15 protein-coding genes and 2 pseudogenes are annotated in these 21049 nt (G+C 60.3%); 11 read left to right on the forward strand and 6 right to left on the reverse strand.

The features are described from left to right. Positions 1-9: 9 nt before the first annotated feature. Complete coding sequence (locus ACR9ZQ_RS25160; RefSeq protein ID WP_481428979.1) at positions 10-2403, reverse strand: DNA translocase FtsK; 2394 nt, start codon at positions 2401-2403, stop codon at positions 10-12. Positions 2404-2678: 275 nt separating this feature from the next. Continuing rightward, complete coding sequence (gene polA / locus ACR9ZQ_RS25165; protein WP_481428980.1) at positions 2679-5678, reverse strand: DNA polymerase I; 3000 nt, start codon at positions 5676-5678, stop codon at positions 2679-2681. A gap of 424 nt (positions 5679-6102) precedes the next feature. On the opposite strand from polA, the gene ACR9ZQ_RS25170 reads away from it, so the two are divergent. After that, positions 6103-6519: a MarR family winged helix-turn-helix transcriptional regulator gene (locus ACR9ZQ_RS25170; protein WP_007813909.1), complete on the forward strand. Its 417-nt coding sequence runs from the start codon at positions 6103-6105 to the stop codon at positions 6517-6519. Between the two features lie 103 nt (positions 6520-6622). Here ACR9ZQ_RS25170 and ACR9ZQ_RS25175 read toward each other — a convergent pair. After that, positions 6623-7690: pseudogene (locus ACR9ZQ_RS25175) on the reverse strand (MHYT domain-containing protein); the annotation flags it as partial. 186 nt (positions 7691-7876) lie between these two features. Here ACR9ZQ_RS25175 and ACR9ZQ_RS25180 point away from each other — a divergent pair. Together ACR9ZQ_RS25180 and ACR9ZQ_RS25185 are read left to right on the forward strand one after the other, a co-directional pair. Continuing rightward, positions 7877-9265 carry a dipeptidase gene (locus ACR9ZQ_RS25180; RefSeq protein WP_481428981.1) on the forward strand — a complete coding sequence of 463 codons (1389 nt, stop codon included), beginning with the start codon at positions 7877-7879 and terminating at the stop codon, positions 9263-9265. Positions 9266-9572: 307 nt separating this feature from the next. Further along, positions 9573-9680: pseudogene (locus ACR9ZQ_RS25185) on the forward strand (SH3 domain-containing protein); the annotation flags it as partial. Positions 9681-9837: 157 nt separating this feature from the next. Here ACR9ZQ_RS25185 and ACR9ZQ_RS25190 read toward each other — a convergent pair. Next, positions 9838-10020: a hypothetical protein gene (locus tag ACR9ZQ_RS25190; RefSeq protein WP_007813904.1), complete on the reverse strand. Its 183-nt coding sequence runs from the start codon at positions 10018-10020 to the stop codon at positions 9838-9840. 257 nt (positions 10021-10277) lie between these two features. Here ACR9ZQ_RS25190 and ACR9ZQ_RS25195 point away from each other — a divergent pair, with 257 nt between their 5' ends. The 4 genes from ACR9ZQ_RS25195 (at position 10278) to ACR9ZQ_RS25210 (ending at position 16450) form a co-directional block, all read left to right on the forward strand. Further along, positions 10278-12587 (forward strand): transglycosylase domain-containing protein, encoded by a 2310-nt coding sequence (locus tag ACR9ZQ_RS25195; protein WP_310379861.1) that lies wholly within the window; start codon positions 10278-10280, stop codon positions 12585-12587. A 314-nt stretch (positions 12588-12901) separates the two neighbouring features. Beyond that, positions 12902-14812, forward strand: a complete 1911-nt coding sequence (gene dnaK, locus ACR9ZQ_RS25200; protein WP_477921667.1) for a molecular chaperone DnaK — start codon at positions 12902-12904, stop codon at positions 14810-14812. 82 nt (positions 14813-14894) lie between these two features. Beyond that, positions 14895-16037, forward strand: coding sequence for a molecular chaperone DnaJ (gene dnaJ, locus ACR9ZQ_RS25205; protein ID WP_310379865.1), 1143 nt, complete (start codon positions 14895-14897; stop codon positions 16035-16037). A gap of 206 nt (positions 16038-16243) precedes the next feature. Continuing rightward, on the forward strand, positions 16244-16450 hold the full coding sequence (locus ACR9ZQ_RS25210; RefSeq protein ID WP_310379867.1) for a hypothetical protein: 207 nt from the start codon (positions 16244-16246) through the stop codon (positions 16448-16450). A 33-nt stretch (positions 16451-16483) separates the two neighbouring features. On the opposite strand, the gene ACR9ZQ_RS25215 is transcribed toward ACR9ZQ_RS25210, so the two are convergent. After that, the gene (locus tag ACR9ZQ_RS25215) at positions 16484-16849 is read right to left on the reverse strand and encodes a helix-turn-helix domain-containing protein (RefSeq protein ID WP_007813894.1); all 366 of its coding nucleotides are present in this window, start codon (positions 16847-16849) and stop codon (positions 16484-16486) included. 270 nt (positions 16850-17119) lie between these two features. Here ACR9ZQ_RS25215 and ACR9ZQ_RS25220 point away from each other — a divergent pair, with 270 nt between their 5' ends. From ACR9ZQ_RS25220 to ACR9ZQ_RS25235, 4 genes are all read left to right on the forward strand, one after another. Beyond that, positions 17120-17320 carry a hypothetical protein gene (locus ACR9ZQ_RS25220; protein ID WP_310379869.1) on the forward strand — a complete coding sequence of 67 codons (201 nt, stop codon included), beginning with the start codon at positions 17120-17122 and terminating at the stop codon, positions 17318-17320. A gap of 123 nt (positions 17321-17443) precedes the next feature. Continuing rightward, positions 17444-18568, forward strand: a complete 1125-nt coding sequence (gene recF, locus ACR9ZQ_RS25225) for a DNA replication/repair protein RecF (RefSeq protein ID WP_310379871.1) — start codon at positions 17444-17446, stop codon at positions 18566-18568. Further along, positions 18565-19389: a molybdopterin-synthase adenylyltransferase MoeB gene (locus ACR9ZQ_RS25230; RefSeq protein ID WP_481428982.1), complete on the forward strand. Its 825-nt coding sequence runs from the start codon at positions 18565-18567 to the stop codon at positions 19387-19389. The genes recF and ACR9ZQ_RS25230 overlap by 4 nt, the downstream gene beginning before the upstream one ends. Beyond that, a complete protein-coding gene (locus ACR9ZQ_RS25235) occupies positions 19386-19859 on the forward strand; it encodes a GNAT family N-acetyltransferase (RefSeq protein WP_310379875.1) in 474 nt (157 codons plus the stop codon). Before ACR9ZQ_RS25230 ends, ACR9ZQ_RS25235 begins: the two co-directional genes overlap by 4 nt. Positions 19860-19889: 30 nt before the next feature. On the opposite strand, the gene ACR9ZQ_RS25240 is transcribed toward ACR9ZQ_RS25235, so the two are convergent. Continuing rightward, positions 19890-20891 carry a 2-hydroxyacid dehydrogenase gene (locus tag ACR9ZQ_RS25240; RefSeq protein ID WP_310379877.1) on the reverse strand — a complete coding sequence of 334 codons (1002 nt, stop codon included), beginning with the start codon at positions 20889-20891 and terminating at the stop codon, positions 19890-19892. Positions 20892-21049 lie beyond the last annotated feature (158 nt).

The raw sequence follows: 21049 nt of genomic DNA on the forward strand, positions 1-21049 counted from the left end.
GCGCTCCGATTATTCGCCGTCGCCACGCCCCGAGACAATTTCACGCTTGCCGACATGGTTTGCCGGGCCGACCAGCCCTTCCTTCTCCATGCGCTCGACCAGCGAGGCGGCGCGGTTATAGCCGATGCCGAGACGGCGCTGGATGTAGGAGGTCGAGCACTTCTTGTCGCGCATGACGACCTTGACGGCCTGCTGGTAAAGCTCGTCGCCATCCTCGGCGCCCATGGCGCTCTTGTCGAAGGCGGCGCCGTCCTCTTCATCCTCGCCTTCTTCGTCCTCGCCGGCCGTGACCGTATCGAGATATTCCGGCCGGCCCTGCGTCTTCAGGTGTGCCACGACCTTTTCGACTTCCGCGTCGGAAACGAAGGGGCCGTGGACACGGGAGATGCGGCCGCCGCCCTGCATATGCAGCATGTCGCCCTGGCCGAGCAGCTGTTCGGCGCCTTGTTCGCCAAGGATCGTGCGGCTGTCGATCTTCGAGGTGACCTGGAAGGAAATGCGGGTCGGGAAGTTCGCCTTGATCGTGCCGGTGATGACATCGACCGAAGGACGCTGGGTTGCCATGATGAGATGGATGCCGGCGGCACGGGCCATCTGCGCCAGACGCTGGATCGCCCCTTCGATCTCCTTGCCGGCGACCATCATCAGGTCGGCCATTTCGTCGACGATGACGACGATATAGGGCATCGGCGCGAGGTCCAGCTCCTGTTGCTCCTCGATCGGCGCACCGGTCTGCCGGTCGAAGCCAACCTGGACCATGATATGGATGGTCTCGCCCTTTTCGCGGGCCAGGGAGACGCGGCCGTTGTAGCCGTCGATATTGCGCACGCCGAGGCGCGACATCTTGCGATAGCGCTCCTCCATCTCGCGTACCGCCCATTTCAGCGCCATGACGGCTTTCTTGGGATCGGTGACGACAGGCGTCAGCAGGTGGGGAATGCCGTCATAGACGGAGAGTTCCAGCATCTTGGGATCGACCATGATCAGGCGGCACTGTTCCGGCGTCATGCGGTAGAGCAGCGACAGGATCATGGTGTTGATGGCGACGGATTTGCCCGAGCCGGTGGTGCCGGCGACGAGCAGATGCGGCATCTTGGCGAGTTCGGCGATCACGGGCTCGCCACCGATGGTCTTGCCGAGGCCGAGGGCCAGCTTGTAGCCGCTCTTATCGAAATCGTCGCTTTCGATCATCTCGCGGAAATAGACGGTTTCGCGCGTCGCATTCGGCAGTTCGATGCCGATGACGTTGCGGCCGGGGACGACAGCAACACGGGCAGAGAGTGCCGACATGGAGCGGGCGATATCATCGGCAAGGCCGATGACGCGGGATGATTTTACGCCCGGCGCCGGCTCGAATTCATAGAGGGTGACGACCGGACCGGGGCGGACATGGATGATCTCGCCTTTGATGCCGAAATCCTCCAGCACGCTTTCCAGGAGGCCGGCATTCTGCTCGAGCGTTTCCTGCGACATGATCTCGCCGAGCCGCTCCGGCGGCTCCTGCAACAGGGCGCGCGGCGGGAATTCGTAGCCCGATGCATCGACCTTCTCGACGGTCATGCGAGCCGGGCGAACCGGGGACAGCGCAGATGCGGCGATCTCGACACGCGACGCGGGCCGGACATCTGCCGGTGCCTGGTTCGACTGAACCACAGGCGGCTGAATTACTGGGGCCTGAACTACTGGGGCCTGAGCTATCGGAGCCTGAGCGACCGGTGTTGGAGCGACCGGAGCCTGCGCAACGCGCACTGCCGGAGGACGTGCGGGGCGGACTTGCGCGGGTGTAACCGGCAGCGTTGCGCGCGGTGCCACCGGCGCCGGATTATGCCGGCCCGGGCGCCACTCCATGATGCGGAAGCGCGAGGTGATCGATTCGGGTTCGGCCTGCTGCAATGCGATGACCGGGGTACGCGACGGACCGACATCCGTCTCCTCGAAGGCCATGACTTCCCAGAAGGCGAAATCCGAAATGGAGGAAAGCTCCGTCGCTGCGCGTAGCGTGGTTTCGACGGGAATTGCGGCAACGGGCTGCGGCTGAGGTTCCGGCGGCGGCGCGGCGATCGGTTCGGCCACTTCGGGCAGATAGATATCGAAGGGTACGTTCACCGTGATCGGCGCGCGCATCTGCGGTGCTGCTAAGGGTTGCGGCGCTGCTACGGCCTGCGAGGGAGGCACAACGATTTCCTCACGACCTGGCTCTTCCGGCGCGCGGCGCTTGCTGATCAGCGTTTCCGGCGTGCGGGTGAAGCGGACGTTCGGGGCGAGCGAGAAATTGCTCTGCCAGAGTGGCGGCACCGGCTTTTCGCCTTCATATTCCACGGGTGCATTTTCCACGGGATGTTCAGCCTCAAGTCCGGAGGAGAAATCTCCGGCATCCGTCAAATTGGTTCTAGGAAAACGCATGCGACAGTTACTCACTCACGCTTGGTAAATTCTGACATCCTTCCGGATAGGAAATGAAGGTTAATAAGTTCCTTCCAGCCGTCTCGTTCCGGGACGACCAAAAAGACGAAACCTCATTGGTTTCAGAGATTTGACTCTTCAGGAAAAATCTTTGGGGTAATCTGACGAAGCGCCTAAAGCGCGTCGCGATCTTTCAGATTCGCTTGCCGCACTTTAGGCTTTCGTTTTCGCATGTCGTTGGCGCAAAACCGCTACACACTTTTGCGCGACATGCTTTAGTGCGCTTCGTCCCAATTGGTGGCAGCGCGGGCGTCGACGCGAAGCGGCACACGCATTTCAAGCGCCGGCGAGGTGGCGTTTTCCATGACAGAGACGATGATCGGCATCGCCTTTTGGACATCCTCGTCTTCGACCTCGAAGATCAATTCATCGTGCACCTGCAAGAGCATGCGGGCCCGATCGGCAAGGCCGGCCTCGGCAAGCGCCGGCTCGATCTTGATCATGGCGCGGCGGATGACATCGGCGGCCGAGCCCTGGATCGGCGCATTGATGGCAGCACGTTCGTTGAAGGCGCGGACGGAAGGATTCGACGAGCGGATTTCCGGATAATTGATTCGGCGACCGAAGATCGTTTCGACATAGCCCTTGTCACGGGCCATCTGCTTGCGGCTTTCCATGTAATCGCGGATGCCGGGGAAGCGTTCGAAATATTTCTTGATGTAGTCGCCGGCTTCCGAACGCTCGATGGAAAGCTGGTTGGCAAGGCCGAAGGCCGAGATGCCGTAGATGATGCCGAAGTTGATGGCCTTGGCGCGGCGGCGCACTTCGCCCGGCATGCCCTCGACCGGCACGCCGAACATTTCGGAAGCGGTCATCGCATGGATGTCGATGCCGTCTTCGAAGGCGCGCACGAGCTGCGGGATTTCGGCGACATGGGCAAGCACGCGCAGCTCGATCTGGCTATAGTCGGCCGAGATCAGCTTGTGACCCGGCGACGAAATGAAGGCGGTGCGGATCTTGCGGCCTTCGGCGGTGCGCACCGGAATGTTCTGAAGGTTCGGCTCCGAGGAAGAAAGACGGCCTGTTGTCGTCGATGCCAGCGAATAGGAGGTGTGCACCCGCTTCGTTTCCGGATGGATGTAACCCGGAAGCGCATCCGTGTAGGTAGACTTCAGCTTGGTGAGCTGGCGCCAGTCGACGATCTTGCGGGGCAGCTCGAAGCCGGCTGCCGCCAGGTCTTCCAGCACGCTTGCCGAGGTCGACCACTGGCCGGTCTTGGTCTTGGTGCCACCGGCAAGACCCATCTTGCCGAACAGGATGTCGCCAAGCTGCTTGGGAGAGCCGATATTGAACCTCTCGCCGGCAAGCTGATAGATTTCATCCTCGTATCTGGCTGCACCCTGGGCCAGTTCGCCCGAGAGGCGCGAAAGGATCTGTCGGTCGACCGTGATGCCGCGCGCTTCCATCCGAGCCAGAACCGGCAGGAGCGGACGTTCGAGGCGCTCATAGACGCGCGTCAGCTGGGTCGCGGCAAGGCGCGGCTTCAGCACCATCCAGAGACGCAGCGTCACTTCGGCGTCTTCGGCGGCATAGTGTGTCGCGCGCTCGATATCGACGAGGTCGAAGGTAACGTTCGACTTGCCGGAGCCGGCGACATCCTTGTAGGCGATCGGCGTGTGGCCGAGGAACTTTTCCGACAGCGGGTCCATGCCATGCGCGCCGGTGCCGGCATCGAGCACGTAGGATATCAGCATCGTATCGTCGAAACTCTTCGTCTCGATGCCGTAACGCTTCATCAGCAGGTAGTCATACTTCAGGTTCTGCGCCACCTTGAGGATCGATTCATCCTCCAGCAGCGCCTTCAGCCGCGACAGCGCATCGCCCATCGGGATCTGGTTGTCGGCGAGACCGCCACCGAGCAGATCACCGACACCCGTCTTGTGGTTGATGGGCACATAGGCAGCGCGGATCCGCGTGCCGGTCGGATCGGCGGTGTTGTCGGCAATCGCCAGCGAGAAACCGACGAGCTCGGCCTGCATGGCGTCGAGCGAGGTCGTTTCCGTATCGAAGGCGACGAGGCCGGTATCCCTGGCATCGGCGATCCATTGGTCGAGGGTCGCAAGGTCGCGGATCGTCACATAGGAGGAATGGTCGAACGGCAGGCTCGCAAAGGCCTCCGCACGTGCCTTGGCAAGATCCGCAGGCGCAAACGTGCCTTCGACCGCGGTCTTCGCTTTCGCGCGCGGCGGAACGGCGACGGCTTCCCCACCTATGTCAGGCACAGCGCCGGCGACAGGCTTCGGCTCCTCGGCGTCGAGATCCGGGCCATGCGCATCCGCACCCCATTCGATCTTCACGAAGGCTGGCTCGATCTCACTGGCATCGCAATTGCAGAATTCCGCGACACGACGCGTCAGCGTCGTGAACTCCATGGTCTTCAGGAAACCGATCAGCTTGGGGCCATTCTGTGGTTCCAGGACGAGCGCGTCGAGATCGAGTTCCAGCGGTACGTCGGTGCGAAGCCGCACCAGCTCGCGGGAGAGCTTTGCCTTGTCGATGTTTTCGAGAATGGTCAGGCGGCGCTTTTCCTGCTTGATCTCATGGGCACGCTCGAGAAGCGTATCGAGATCGCCATATTCAGCGAGAAGCTGGGCGGCCGTCTTCGGGCCTATGCCGGGGATGCCGGGAACATTGTCGACGGAATCGCCGGTCATCGCCTGCAGGTCGATCATCTTTTCCGGCGGCACACCCCATTTCTCGATGACATCGGGGATGCTGATCTGCTTGTCCTTCATGCTGTCGTACATGTGGACATTCGAGGTGACGAGCTGCATCAGATCCTTGTCGGAGGAGACGATCGTCACATCGGCGCCGACAGCTTCGGCCTCGCGGGCATAGGTCGCGATAATATCGTCGGCCTCGAAACCTTCCGTCTCGATGCAAGGCAGATTGAAAGCGCGCGTCGCTTCGCGGATCAGGCCGAACTGCGGCACCAGCTCTTCGGGCGGCGCCGAACGGTTCGCCTTATAGGCGTCATAGAGATCCTTGCGGAAGGTCTTCGACGAGTAGTCGAAAATGACGGCAAGATGGGTGGGCGTGGCAGCCACATCGGTACCGCGTGCATCTCTCAGCAGCTTCCAAAGCATGTTGCAGAAACCGGAGACGGCGCCGACCGGCAGGCCGTCGGATTTGCGTGTCAGCGGGGGCAAAGCGTGAAAGGCCCGGAAGATGAAACCCGAACCGTCGATAAGGAAGAGGTGATCGCCTTTTTTCATGGCAGCATGGATAGCGCGGCGGCCTTTCAAGGTCCATATAAACTTGGGTGCGCAAAAAGATTCCGCCTCACCAAACTGTTACCAATTTGTAATAGGCGGTTTTTTCTCTTTCCCTTGAAAAACCACATTCTCAATCACAAATCACACCTACCGGCGTTTGATCGCGCCGCGGGTCTGATAGCCGGCTTGTCCCCCGCCGCGTCAGGCTTGGACAAAGGCCTCATCCCCCTCTCCGGGCCTTTGTCCCCATTTTCAAGCCGCCATGGCCATCCTCCAGGCCATGGCGGCTTTGTTTTTCAGCCAGGCGCTTCACCTCTCGAAAATTTAAGAGCTTGCCGCATATGTTTTGATGGATCGTATGCGATTTGTTGCATTGTCTACTGCACGATTTTGAGCCTAATTTACAATCATGGGATTTAATCGAATGGATTCCGGTGCCTACCTTGCCAGCCAGCTGGCCAAGGGTTTTGCCCGCTCGCTACATCAGCGCGCGGCAGGACTCGGTTTTTCTCCCGGCCAGTTCCCCATACTTCTGGAACTTTGGGCCGAAGACGGGCTCACCCAGAAGCAGCTTCTGGAGCGCGTCGATATCGAACAAGCGACGATGGCCAACACGCTCTCCCGCATGGTGCGCGACGGGCTGATCGAGCGGCGCCCACACCCAACCGACAAACGCGCCCAACTGATCTTCCTCTCCGAGAAAGCCAAGGCGATGGAGGCTGAGGCCATCGATACGGCACGCGAGGCCGATCTTGCGCTCTTCAAGGGCTTTCGAGTCTTCGAGCGGGAGCTGATGCTCGAATATATCCGGCGCCTCATCAACAACGCCAAGGCACTCTGAATCGCTCCGGGGCGGCGCGGTTGCGCTTGAGCTTTATTACCTGGGCCTCGGCATGCCGAAAATCTGCGCCCACTCTAGCTCAGCGACCTGCAGAGCCTGGCGAAACATCATGATGGGCGAGATGCTCGCTCATCTCTCCGGCGCGCCTGTGCTGGGTGAGGTCACGAACGACGAGAACATCGCAATGGCGCCCGCGATAGACGATCCGCCGCGTGACGACCTCGACACGGATCTCCCTCTCGTCCTTGGCAATCAGCAGCATTTCCCGGTGATCACTCTCCTGCCCAACATGGATGAGAGCCAGGACGGCAGAGGGAATGTTGCCAGTGAGTTCCGCAAGCTTCCAGCCAGACAGGGTCAGGAAGCGCTCATTGGTGTCGATGATCCTGCCTTCGCGCAGGATGACGAGGCCCTCCTGCGAAACGTTGGCAAGGCCGCGAAGATCGGTCAGATGGCTTTCGAGGAAGACTGCGCCGAAGGCCATGAGGATGAGGCCGGTTGCGACAACCATGACGATCACCGCAAGAACCTCGGGCTGGAGCGCCATCGCCGGCACCTCGCGCGTTGGGTCGGGCACCAGCGTAATGCTGCTCATCGAGATGAAATGCAGCGTGCAGATCGCCAGCACAAAGGCGCCGGAGGAGGCGGCGAAGCGTTTCATGCCTTTCAACTGGAAGAAGACGAGGAAGGCTACCGTCGCCAGAACCGCGCAGGAGCAGAAAGCAACGACCGACGTGAAGGCATCATAGACGATGACGGCCGGGGCCTCGATCGCCTGCATGCCAGTCATATGCATGGCCGTGATGCCAAGCGCCATCAGCAAGCCACTAAAAGCAAGGGAATAGCCGGTCCTGCCCTCCGACGCGATCAGTATGGCCACCCAGGAGCCGAAAATCGACAGGAATACCGAGAGAAAGGTAAGGCGCAGATCGTAGCTGATCGGCATGCCGCCATCATAAGCGAGCATCGCGATGAAATGCGTTGCCCATACACCCACGCCGCAGGCAAAGGCTGACGTGCCGATCCAGAGCTTTCGCTGGCCGACATCGCATTCCTGGGCACGGAAAAGAAGGAGCATGGTCGTCAGGCTGCCAACGAGGCAGACGATCACAGCGGCAACGACCAGCCGCCAGTCATGATTATCCCTGATGCAGGCAATAACCGAGAACATTCGCCACCTCGAAAGTCGACCTCTGCACGATGTTATTTAGATTGTGCTAAATAACCGTAAATTGCATTTAATGTCACTACTTTATCTATTGTAGCATTTGGTGCCAACATAACATCTTGAAATTTGACGCTCGAAACCGCAGCCGATTGGGTCTATCGTCCGGCCGAATTTCAGAAGGAGTTGGAAATGACCGAACTAAATCCCATCCTTGCGCGTGCCGACAAGAATCTCGATTCAAGCCTCGAAAAGCTGTTCGAGCTCTTGCGCATCAAGTCGATCTCGACCGATCCGGCCTATAAGGCCGAATGCCGCAAGGCAGCCGAGTGGCTGGTAGCCTATCTCAAGACGCTTGGCTTTGATGCCTCGGTTCGCGACACGCCCGGCCACCCTATGGTGGTCGCCCATCACGAAGGTGCCTCGGCTGATGCGCCCCACGTCTTGTTCTACGGTCACTATGACGTGCAGCCGGTCGATCCGATCGAGCTCTGGGAAAACGACCCCTTCGATCCGGCCATCAAGGATGCCGGCAACGGCCGCAAGATCCTGACCGGCCGCGGCACTGCCGACGACAAGGGCCAGCTGATGACCTTCGTCGAGGCCTGCCGCGCCTATAAGGAGATCAACGGCGCGCTTCCCTGCCGCGTCACCATTCTTTTCGAAGGCGAGGAAGAGTCCGGATCGCCGTCGCTGAAGCCGTTCCTCGAAGCCAATGCCACTGAGCTCAAGGCCGATTACGCCCTCGTCTGCGACACGAGCATGTGGGATCGCGATACGCCGGCAATCGCGGCCGCTCTTCGCGGCCTTGTCGGTGAAGAAATCGTGGTAACGGCCGCCGATCGCGACCTGCATTCCGGCCTGTTCGGGGGTGCCGCCGCCAACCCGATCCATATTCTCGTGGAGGCGCTTGCCGGCCTGCATGACGAAACCGGCCGCATTACACTCGAAGGCTTCTACAACGGTGTGGAGGAAACGCCCGCCAACATCAAGGCATCCTGGGGGGCGCTCGGCAAGTCGGCGGAAAACTTCCTCGGCGAAGTCGGCCTCTCCATTCCCTCGGGCGAAAAGGGCCGCTCAGTCCTGGAACTCACCTGGGCGCGCCCGACCGCCGAGGTCAACGGCATCTGGGGCGGCTATACCGGTGAAGGCTTCAAGACTGTCATTGCCGCAAAGGCATCGGCGAAAGTCTCCTTTCGCCTCGTCGGTACGCAGGATCCGGCAGCGATCCGTGAAAGCTTCCGCAACTACGTTCGCTCGAAGATCCCGGCCGACTGCTCGGTCGAGTTCCATCCGCATGGCGCCTCGCCGGCCATTCATCTTTCCTATGACTCGCCTGTTCTGACCAAGGCGCGCAACGCGCTTTCCGATGAATGGCCAAAGCCTGCCATTGTCATCGGCATGGGTGGCTCGATCCCGATCGTCGGAGATTTTCAGAAAATGCTCGGCATGGAATCCCTGCTCGTCGGCTTCGGCCTCTCCGACGACCGTATCCATTCACCGAACGAAAAGTACGAGCTCGCCTCCTACCACAAGGGCATCCGCTCCTGGGTGCGCATCCTTGCCGCACTGAAGGCTTGAAATAAAAAAGGCGTGCCCGCGGTCTGCGCGGCACGCCATCCGAAATCTGCAAACAAAAAGGCCGGGGCAAACCGGCCTTCCGTTATCCGCCTCATCTCAGTGCCAGTACATCCGTGGTCAAAGGAGAAGCGGATAGTGCACAGCCAGAGTGATCCCGAAAGGTTTACTGCCGGTAAACGGCTAGTTCAACCAGATCACGGAAACGATGCGACGATAACGCGCACAACATTTCCGGGCTGCGATTTCTGAAGCCTTATATCGGAAGCCGTCTTTCACATTTCAAGGCCCGCGGAAAACCTTGATCGCCGTCACCTTCAGCGTCGGCCTCTATTGGGATCGTTACTACCGCAATCGCGACTTCTACCGTAATCGCGACCGCGGGCGCCGCGGGCCGGATTACTATTATCGCGATCGCGGGCCTTATCGCCCCTAAAGAAAAGGACCCGACGTATCTGGTGATACGCCGGGCCTGATATCGATCGGCACGTGTTGAGGGGAGACGGCCGATCTGAGCGGGACGTGAGGGGTATGTCCCGCTCTCGATAAAACTGCTGCAAAGCCTATTGGTTCCCTCACCAGCCGGAAGAAGTGCGACGCTGGGTCGCCAGCAGATCACGCATCTCTGCATAAGGGCCAAGCAGCATCTTCAACCGGCTCTCCTCCACCCTGTCGAGGCGATAATGCTGCGCAAAGGCATGCACGCTCCAGACTTCGCGGAGGCGAGCTTCGTCCATCTTGTCGGGATCGATCGTCATTTTCTGCCTGATATTGCGCTCTGCTTCTTCGGAGAAGCGAAGTCGCGGCGATATATGTCAGTTTTGTGACACTCACAATGAATGGCAGCCATGTGGGGAAGTCATGGCTGGCTGACGGAAAAAATGCAGGCAGGGAGAGCACTTGGCCGTATTGGTATTGTTCTTAACAGCCCGTTAATTCGCCGCATTTACAATTCAATCGGATAAAACCGTTGCCTGGGGGCGCGGTCTTAGAGCAAGGGTTCAGCCGCTCCACGATGGTAGCCAGACGCAGATCAGACGACAGGATCGAACCGTCCTTCAACGGCCGTGGCGGCCGTGAGGAGGATGACGAATTTGCGCTCGATGCCGACGACCGCATCGACGGGCGACACGGCTCCAAGCGTCCATCGCGATCGCCCGCTCCTCGCCGCGCACCTGCAAAGCGCCGTCCCGAGCCGCGCGAGCGTGAAGGCGGTGGTCTGTTCGCGTTCCTGCGCAGGGTCGTCTACTGGTGTATCGTACTTGGCATCTGGGCTGGCATCGGTGTTGCCGGGCTCGTGTTCTATTATGGTTCGCGCATGCCGAGCGCCAGCACCTGGGCAATCCCGGAACGGCCGCCAAACGTCAAGATCACCGCCGTAGACGGCAGCGCGATCGCCAACCGCGGTGCGACCGGCGGCGAGGCGTTGTCGCTGGATAATATGTCGCCCTATATTCCAGAAGCGATCATCGCCATCGAAGACCGACGCTTCTATTCGCATTTCGGCGTCGATCCGTTCGGGCTCGCGCGTGCCTTCGTCAACAATGCGACCGGCCAGCCGATCCAGGGCGGTTCGACGCTGACGCAGCAGCTTGCCAAGAACCTGTTCCTCTCGCCCGAGCGCACGCTCGAGCGCAAGGTGCAGGAGGTACTGCTCTCCTTCTGGCTGGAACAGAAATACACCAAGGACCAGATCCTTGCGATGTATCTGAACCGCGTCTATTTCGGTTCGAATGCCTATGGCGTGGAAGCGGCGGCACGACGCTATTTCAACAAGTCGGCGCGCGATGTGAACCTCGGCGAAGCAGCCCTGCTTGCGGGCCTTGTGAAAGCGCCGTCCCGCCTTTCGCCGGCCCGTGATCCGGAGGCAGCAAATGCCCGCGCGCAGATCGTGCTGCAGGCGATGCGCGACCAGGGCTATATCAGCGACGGCGAGATCAAGACGGCAATGTCACAGACGCCGGCTTCTGCCCGCAGCTACTGGTCGGGCGCCGGACAATATGTCGCCGATATGGTGATGGACGAGCTGCAGGGGCTGGTCGGCGACGTGAAGGAAGACGTCATCGTCGACACGACCATCGACAAGAACCTCGAAAAGAAGGCCGAGCAGTCGCTGGTCGATGTGCTCGACAAGGAAGGCGGCAAGTTCGACGCGTCGCAGGCCGCCCTCGTCTCGATCGACGGTACGGGCGCGATCCGTGCGCTTGTCGGGGGCAGGGATTACGCGACGAGCCAGTTCAACCGCGCCGTCAAGGCCAAACGCCAGCCGGGCTCCTCCTTCAAGCCATTCGTCTATGCCGCCGCGCTCGAAAAGGGCCTGACGCCGGATTCCGTTTTCAACGACGCGCCGATCCGCATCGGCAACTGGACACCGGAGAATTACGAGAAGAAATATAATGGCGAAGTGACGCTCCGCACTGCGCTCGCAAAGTCGCTCAATACGGTGGCCGCCCAGCTTGTGATGTATGACGGCCCCGATCAGGTGATCAAACTCGCCCACCGCCTTGGTATCGAATCAGACCTGCAGCCCAATGCCTCGATCGCTCTCGGCACCTCGGAAGTGTCACTGATGGAGCTGACGGCCTCCTATGCAGCCTTCATGAACGGTGGCTACAAGGCAACCCCGCATGTGATCCGCCGGGTGACCACCACCGAAGGCAAGGTGCTCTACGAGAATACCTACGACAATCCGCCGCGCGTGCTTTCCGAGCAGATCGTCGCCGAAATGAACATGATGATGATGGGCGTCATCAACGGCGGTACAGGCTCGAGCGCCAAGCTTCCCGGCTGGCAGGCAGCAGGCAAGACCGGTACGACGCAGAATTCGCGCGATGCGCTGTTCGTCGGCTTCACCAGCAATCTGACGACGGGCGTGTGGTTCGGCAATGACGATGGCACGCCGATGAAGAAGGTGACCGGCGGCGGGCTCCCGGCCAAGGCCTGGAAGGATTTCATGGTCGCCGCGCATAAGGGGCTTTCGCCGGCACCGCTTTTCGGCATGGGCCAGACATTCTCCGATCCTGGAACCGATCCCGCCAACGGCCAGCCGATGGCGCAGGCGCAGCCGGCGCCCGAGCAGCCGTCTACGGTCGGAAGCATCATTTCCGGTGTCTTCGGCGGCAATGCCGACCTGAACCGCTATCCGCCGGCACCCGGACAGCGGCAGACGGCGATGCCGGTGAATGGCGGCCCTGTGCCGCCCGCCGATGTCGCCGGCGGCGGTTACGACGACATGGTGCCGCCCGGTGATGTCGGCGGACCGCAGGCAACATCAGGGGCGCAGCCACGTCGCACGACCCTGCTCGATCTCATCATGGGGCAATAGGAGACAGCAGACAGTATTGAGACCGGATAAGACGCCTTGCGGGAGCACGTCCCGCGCAAGGCTCGGCATGCAAGATTTGCACGGTTTGAAGGTGCAAAGCAGACCCTTTTCCGGCTACTGTAAAAATTGAACGCAACACATTCGTTTTGCTGGATTCCAGGCCATTTCTCGCCTTGCAGTCCAGAAAACCGCTCCTTATATACGCCGCATCACCGCAATCACGATTGCGTAATCTTAGTAGACCCATCCCGTAAGGGGCTGTCAGGGAAATGCCTTACCGGGGTTCCGACAGCTTGCTTCAAGGAGAGAATGACATGGCAAAAGTAATTGGTATCGACCTTGGAACGACAAATTCCTGCGTCGCGGTCATGGACGGCAAGGACGCAAAGGTCATCGAGAACGCGGAAGGCGCGCGTACGACCCCTTCCATGGTGGCATTTTCCGATGACGGCGAACGCCTCGTCGGTCAGCCGGCCAAGCGCCAGGCGGTCACCAACCCCACGAACACACTCTTCGCCGTAAAGCGCCTCATCGGCCGCCGCTACGAAGATCCGACCGTCGAGAAGGACAAGCACCTCGTTCCCTTCACGATCGTCAAGGGCGACAATGGCGACGCCTGGGTCGAAGCCAACGGCAAGGGCTACTCGCCTGCACAGATTTCCGCGATGATCCTTCAGAAGATGAAGGAAACCGCCGAATCCTATCTCGGTGAAAAGGTCGAAAAGGCCGTTATCACTGTTCCCGCATATTTCAACGACGCGCAGCGCCAGGCAACCAAGGATGCCGGCCGCATTGCAGGTCTTGAAGTGCTCCGCATCATCAACGAGCCGACTGCTGCTGCTCTCGCCTATGGCCTTGACAAGAAGGACGGCAAGACGATCGCCGTCTACGACCTTGGCGGCGGCACCTTCGATATCTCGATCCTCGAAATCGGCGACGGTGTCTTCGAAGTGAAGTCCACCAACGGCGATACCTTCCTCGGCGGTGAAGACTTCGACATGCGTCTCGTCGAATATCTCGTTGCCGAGTTCAAGAAGGACAACGGCATCGACCTGAAGAACGACAAGCTCGCCCTGCAGCGCCTCAAGGAAGCTGCTGAAAAGGCCAAGATCGAGCTGTCCTCTTCGCAGCAGACCGAAATCAACCTGCCGTTCATCACGGCTGATGCTTCCGGCCCGAAGCACCTGACACTGAAGCTGACCCGCGCCAAGCTCGAAAGCCTGGTCGACGATCTCGTTCAGCGCACGATCGCTCCGTGCAAGGCAGCCCTCAAGGATGCTGGCGTCACCGCTGCCGAAATCGACGAAGTCGTTCTCGTCGGGGGCATGAGCCGCATGCCGAAGGTTCAGGAAGTCGTCAAGCAGCTGTTCGGCAAGGAACCGCACAAGGGCGTCAACCCGGATGAAGTCGTCGCTCTCGGCGCTGCCATCCAGGCCGGCGTTCTCCAGGGCGACGTCAAGGACGTTCTGCTTCTCGACGTAACCCCGCTGTCTCTCGGCATCGAAACGCTCGGCGGCGTCTTCACCCGTCTGATCGAACGCAACACGACGATCCCGACGAAGAAGAGCCAGACCTTCTCGACCGCCGACGACAACCAGCAGGCCGTCACCATCCGCGTCTCGCAGGGCGAGCGTGAAATGGCTGCCGACAACAAGCTGCTCGGCCAGTTCGACCTCGTCGGCCTGCCGCCGGCACCGCGCGGCGTTCCGCAGATCGAAGTCACCTTCGACATCGACGCGAACGGCATCGTGCAGGTTTCGGCCAAGGACAAGGGCACCGGCAAGGAACAGCAGATCCGCATCCAGGCCTCCGGTGGTCTCTCCGACGCCGACATCGAAAAGATGGTCAAGGATGCCGAATCGCACGCTGCCGAAGACAAGAAGCGCCGCGAGGGTGTGGAAGCCAAGAACCAGGCCGAAAGCCTGATTCATTCCACGGAGAAGTCGCTCAAGGATTATGGTGACAAGGTTTCGGAAGCCGACCGCACCGCGATCTCCGATGCGATTGCCGCTCTGAAGTCCGCGACCGAAGCAACTGAAGCTGACGCCGAAGACATCAAGGCCAAGACCCAGACCCTCATGGAAGTTTCCATGAAGCTCGGCCAGGCGATCTATGAAGCCCAGCAGACCGAAGGCGGCGCGACCGATGCTTCGGCTGAGGATGACAATGTCGTCGATGCCGACTACGAAGAAGTCAAGGACGACGACCGCAAGAAGTCCGCTTAATCGGCGGACTGGCGGCCTACGCTAGACGATAGACATCCGGCTGCTCACCATGGCAGCCGGAAATCCATTTCCGGGGCTTAAATTGGCAAAAGCGGACTTTTACGAAACTCTGGGTGTAGCCAAGACGGCGGATGAAAAAGAGCTGAAAAGCGCCTTCCGCAAGCTGGCGATGAAATTCCATCCGGACAAGAACCCGGATGATAAAGATGCCGAACGCAAGTTCAAGGAAATCAACGAAGCCTACGAAACGCTGAAGGATCCGCAGAAGCGCGCGGCCTACGATCGTTATGGCCATGCGGCCTTCGAGCACGGCGGCATGGGCGGTCCCGGCGGCTTCGGCGGCGGCGCCGGATTTGCCGGTGGCGGCTTCTCCGACATCTTCGAGGACATTTTCGGCGAGATGATGGGTGGAGGCCGCGGACGGCAGCGCTCTTCTGGCGGTCGCGAACGCGGCGCTGATCTTCGCTACAATATGGAAATCTCGCTGGAAGAGGCCTTTTCCGGCAAGACGGCACAGATCCGCGTTCCGACGTCGATTACCTGCGACGTCTGTTCGGGCTCCGGCGCAAAACCGGGCACGCAGCCGAAAACCTGCGGCACCTGCCAGGGTTCGGGCCGTGTGCGCGCAGCGCAAGGCTTCTTCTCAGTCGAACGCACCTGCCCGACCTGCCATGGCCGCGGCCAGATCATTCCCGATCCATGCCCGAAGTGCCACGGCCAGGGCCGTGTGACCGAAGAGCGTTCGCTCTCGGTCAACATCCCTGCCGGCATCGAGGACGGCACCCGCATTCGCCTGCAGGGCGAAGGCGAGGCCGGTACGCGTGGCGGCCCGGCGGGCGATCTCTATATCTTCCTGTCGGTGAAGCCGCATGAGTTCTATCAGCGCGACGGAGCCGATCTCTATTGCGCCGTGCCGATCTCCATGACGACGGCAGCGCTCGGCGGTACCTTCGATGTGGCGACGCTCGACGGCACCAAGTCGCGCGTCACGGTTCCCGAAGGCACACAGGCCGGTAAGCAATTCCGCCTGAAGGGCAAGGGCATGCCGGTGCTGCGTTCCAGCCAGACGGGTGATCTCTACATCCAGATCCAGATCGAGACGCCGCAGAAGCTTTCCAAGCGCCAGCGTGAGCTTCTGCAGGAATTCGAGCAGCTCTCCTCCAAGGAGAACAATCCGGAATCGACGGGCTTCTTTGCCCGGATGAAGGAATTCTTCGAGGGCTGAGCTCGATATCCTTCAAGGTTACAAAAGCCGGAGGTTCCGCCTCCGGCTTTTTCATGCGCGCTCCAATTCGAGACATCTGTTTCAAGCCGGGACGCGCGTCTGCCCGCAGATGTCTTGTGTTAACGCACAGATCCGATGACGCTTGCAAGTTACTGAAATCCATACTGTCTTTGGCCCGCAGTCCGGGACTAACAGAGGGTATCTCCATGTCGGCAACGAACTTTTCAAATTCTCTGTCCGAAGATGTCGATGCGTTGGCAGGTGCGCTCTATTCGTGGTGTGCCGAACGCAACATCAAGCTTCGCAGCCAGCAGGGCCTTTCGATCGCCAGCATCGCGATCGACCTTTATCATGCCGGCCATCAGACGCAGGACGCCCTGCTCGTCGCGCTGCACGAGCGCGAGCTTCACTGAGATCCCGTCGATTTCAAGGATATGTGCGACGCATCAAGCCGCGTTTTCGGTTGCCTGACCGCACATGAGGTTGAGGATCGTCTTGACCGCCTGCTTGCCCGCAATCGAGCTCAACCTGTCAAAGCTGACCGCCAGCTCATAGGCCTCGGGGCTCAACTCGACGCGGTTGGTAAACTGGGAAATTCCCGTACCTTCAAATAGCTCGGAAATATCGACCCCCAGGAAGACCGCTATCTGATGCAGCTTGCTGGCAGAGACGCGGTTCGTCCCCTTCTCGTATTTCTGGATCTGCTGGAATGTAAGGCCAAGCGCTTCGCCGAGCTCCAGTTGAGAAACACGTCGGCGGGCGCGAAGCTGTCTCACGTTGCTGCCGACAATGATATCAATCGGATCTGGCACTGCTGCACTCTCTCCCGGTAAACCCTTAATTTACCATATAGCGTCAGCTGAATATCTCAACCCGGAAGTTGCAATTTTCAACCGACTTTTTTTGGGCATTAGGCCGCCCAAATAACTGTTCGCTGCGCGGATTTACAACTTCTAATCCTTGTTTGATGACTTGGCGGCGATGTCGCGAAAAGTTGAACACCCTGTAGTTGACTTCATTGCATGAGACGATAGTTACGGAACCCCTATAGTACCTGTCAGACAAGAGGCTTCGAATACTGCATGACATCCGCTCCCACCGGGAAATCTGATGCCGACAGTATCGTCATCAATATGCGCCGCCAGAAACTGACGCTGATGATCGATTCATTGAAATCGCTGCGCGGCTCGATCGAAGACCGGCCGGATCTCCGCTATTGGATCGAAAAGGCGATTGCGGAGGCCGAGGCACAGCTCGATCCGCCCGCCCCTCGCAGGCATTGACAGCCGAAACGGCTCTCAGCCTTGATATCCCTGACACTTCGGCTTAGAGCCTTTCCTAGTCAGATTGAATCATTCTGACTAGGAAAGGCTCTCACTGTCAGCCTTGATGTTTCCGGATATCCGATGCCGCACAAGGTTGCCCTTTCCCGTCTGAAACTGACCGACTTTCGCAATTATGCGTCGGCCTCGCTTGCGCTCGACGGGCGGCACGTGGTGCTGACTGGGGACAACGGCGCCGGCAAGACCAACCTGATGGAGGCGGTCTCCTTCCTGTCACCGGGACGCGGGCTGCGCCGCGCCGCCTATGGCGATATTACCCGTGTCGGTGCTGTGGGCGGATTTTCGATCTTTGCCAAGCTCGAAGGCATGGAAGGCGATGTCGAGATCGGTACGGGGATCGATGCCAGCGACGAGGCGATGGCGCGCAGGCTGCGCATCAACGGAACCACGGCCAAGACGGTTGACGAGTTGACCGACCATCTGCGCGTGCTCTGGCTTACGCCGGCAATGGACGGGCTCTTTACCGGCGGCTCTTCCGACCGCAGGCGGTTCCTCGACAGGCTGGTCCTGTCGCTCGACCCTGAGCATGGCAGGCGGGCGAGCGACTTCGAGCGCGCCATGCGCAGCCGCAACAAGTTGCTCGACGAAGGCCGCTTCGATCCGTCCTGGCTTTCCGGCATCGAGGAGCAGATGGCAAGCCTCGGTATTGCCATGGCGCTCGCCCGCCAGGAAATGCTCGGCCTGCTGACACGGCTCATCGAGGAAAGCCGCGAGACTTCGCCCTTCCCGTCAGCATCTCTGCAGCTCTCGGGCTTCATGGATGGCCAGTTCTCCCGACCCTCAGTCGATCTGGAAGATGAGTATGCGGCAACACTCGCCGCCAACCGTTACCGCGATGCCGGCGCCGGACGCACGCTGGAGGGGCCGCATCGCGCCGATCTCATCGTGCATCATCGTGAGAAGCAGATGGAAGCGGCGCGCTGCTCCACCGGCGAGCAGAAAGCCCTGCTGGTGGGCCTTGTCCTTGCCCATGCGCGGCTAGTCGGCAACCTTACTGGCCATGCGCCGGTTCTGCTCCTGGACGAGATTGCCGCCCATCTCGACGAGGGACGTCGCGCCGCCCTGTTCGACCTCATAGACGGGCTTGGCGGCCAGGCATTCATGACAGGAACGGACCATCAGATGTTTGCGGCACTTGCCGAGCGGGCACAGTTTTTCACGGTTGCCGACGGAAGGGTTTTCGAATGAGCGATAGCGCTTCTCCCCGCGGTTCGAGGCGTGTTAGCATTACGCCCATGGACCCCCTCAGCCCGGACGAAATCGCACGCTATCATCGCCACATACTGCTGCCGGAAATCGGCGGCGCGGGACAGCAGAAGCTGAAGGCCGCCCGCGTGCTTGTCATCGGCGCCGGAGGGCTCGGGGCGCCGATCCTGCAATATCTGGCGGCCGCAGGCGTCGGCACGCTCGGCATTGCCGATGACGACCGTGTTTCGCTCTCCAACCTGCAGCGGCAGGTGATCCACGATTCCGGCACGATCGGCGAAATGAAGACGGAAAGCGCGGCCATTGCGATCGCTCGGCTGAACCCGCATATCAAGGTCATCCGTTTCACTGAGCGTCTTTCTGCCGATACGGCGCGTTTGCACCTCTCCGGCTTCGATCTCCTGATCGACGGCTCGGATAATTTCGATACGCGCTATATGGCCGCCGATGCAGCAGAAGAAGCGCGTATCCCGCTCGTGACCGGCGCCGTCGGCCGCTTCGACGGGTCGCTGACGGTGCTGAAACCCTATGAGGCTGCAGAAGACGGCACGCAGAACCCTGGATATCGCGATCTCTTTCCCGAAGTACCGCCGTCCGGATTGATCCCCGCCTGCGCGGAGGCCGGTATCATTGGCGCACTGACGGGCGTGATTGGCACGATGATGGCCATGGAGGCGATCAAGCTCATTACCGGTGCCGGCGAACCGCTGATTGGCCGCTTGCTGCTCTATGACGCCCTGTCTGCCCGTTTCGATACGATCCGCTACAAGCGCCGGCGCGCGAGGCAGAGCAGGACCGCATGACGCCTTTTCGCATCGATGAGAGTTTTGCTCGCTGGGGCGAGCTGCTCGATCTCATTCTCGCATCCTTCGCCTATATGGAAGGCCGCATCGATCCGCCCTCCTCAGCAACTCGCCTGACGATGGAATCGCTGGTGGAAAAGGCAAAGGCAGAAATCGCCTATGTCGTAGAGGATGCGGGGCAGCTCGCCGGCTGCATTTTCCTGCGCCCGGAGAAGGATTGCCTCTATGTCGGAAAACTCGCGGTTCTGCCATCCGCGCAAGGCAAGGGCATCGGCCGGCGACTGCTTGATATCGCCGAAGAGACGGCGCTCGATCTCGGCCTTCCGGCATTGAGGCTCGAGACACGGATAGAGCTCGTCGGCAATCACGCGACCTTCGCTGCCTGGGGCTTTGAAAGGACCGCAGAGAAATCCCATCCCGGTTTTACGCGCGTGACGTTTATCGAGATGAAGAAAGCGCTCGCCGGCTAATCTGGCCTAAAGATGGGAGCGCTCCGGTCGTCACCGGCCCGGCAGCACCCGATTCGGTGGGCGATGGCCGTCGATGAAGGCGCGGATGTTGATGATGACCTTGTCGCCCATCTCCGCACGTCCCTCGATCGTTGCCGAGCTCATATGCGGCAACAGCACGACCTTGCCCTCATTGGCGAGCTTCACCAGCTTCGGATTGACGACAGGTTCGTTCTCGAAAACATCGAGCCCGGCGCCAGCGATCTTTCCTTCCCGCAGGCATTTGATGAGAGCAGCCTCGTCGATCACGTCACCGCGAGAAGTGTTGACGAGATAGGCGGTCGGCTGAAGCAGCGCCAGGCGCCTTGCCGACAAGAGATGGAAGGTTGCGGGCGTCGAGGGGCAATTGACCGAGACGATGTCGACGCGGGCAAGCATCTGGTCGAGGCTTTCCCAATAGGTCGCCTCCAGCTCATCCTCGGTCGCCGGATTGACGCGTTTGCGGTTGTGATAATGGATCGACAGGCCGAAGGCCTTGGCGCGTCGCGCAACGGCCGTGCCGATACGGCCCATGCCGACGATGCCGATTCGCTTTCCATGGATGCGTCGCCCGAGCATCCATGTCGGAGACCAGCCGGCCCATTCGCCGGGCCTGTCGGTCAGCACGCGCGCACCTTCGCCGATTCGTCGCGGCACGGCGAGGATCAGCGCCATGGTCATGTCGGCGGTGTCATCGGTCAGTACGTTCGGCGTGTTGGTAACGGTGATGCCTTTTCGGGCGGCGGCCTCGACATCGATATGGTCGGTACCGTTGGAAAAGCTGGCGATCAGTTTCATCTGCGGCCCGGCTTGTTCGATGAGAGCTGCGTCGATCCGGTCGGTCACGGTCGGAACCAGCACGTCGCAGGTCCTGACGGCTTCGACGAGTTCGGGCACGGATCGCGGCGTATCGTCGATATTCAACTCGGCATCGAAAAGCTCGCGCATGCGGGTTTCGACGACATCAGGCAGCTTGCGGGTTATGTAGACCTTCGGTTTTTTCTTCGTCGTCATAGCGGCTTGCAGTGCCTTGTTTAGAGGTCTTTAACCAAGATGGGCGATCATTTTCCCGTTCCGGGCATTTTCTACCAGACCCGCACGCGAAGACAAACAAAACTCGTGTGGCGGCCGGGGAATCCCGGAAAGCGAGCAGGCGCGGCCTGCTGCGAATT

It is taken from the genome of Rhizobium sp. KNZ14-9A, assembly GCF_056755015.1.